The sequence below is a fragment of the Streptomyces sp. BE20 genome (genome assembly GCF_036322525.1).
Classification (GTDB): Bacteria; Actinomycetota; Actinomycetes; order Streptomycetales; family Streptomycetaceae; genus Kitasatospora.
Genome location: NZ_JAQYWW010000444.1, coordinates 1 through 358 on the forward strand (window position 1 = coordinate 1; position 358 = coordinate 358).

1 pseudogene is annotated in these 358 nt (G+C 80.2%); it reads left to right on the plus strand.

Going from position 1 to position 358, the window contains the following annotated elements:
- Positions 1–358: pseudogene (locus tag PUR61_RS04475) on the plus strand (alpha/beta hydrolase); the annotation flags it as partial.

Consider the following 358-nt stretch of genomic DNA (forward strand, 5'->3'; position numbering starts at 1 on the left):
GCCCGCCCCGACCCGCAGCGGATGCTCCTCGACGAGCTCCCCGGGTGGCTCGCCGCCCGCGGGCTGCGCGTCCCCGGCCCCGCCCGCGCCCTCTCGCTGGGCGGCTTCGGCTCCCGGCGCTCCGCCCGCACCCGGGGCACGGGCTTCGGCCCGGTGGCCGCGCTCAGCCCCGCGCTGTTCCGCACCTGGAGCGACGCCCGGGCCGGCGGGGGCTTCAAGGACGAGGCCGACTGGCGCGAGCACGAGCCGCTGCTCCACCAGGAGCAGCCGCACGCCCGACCGATCAGCGTCAGCAGCCGCACCGACGACCCGTGCTGCCACGCCGCCCGCAAGGAGGTCGGCGACCCCGACCCCGCGC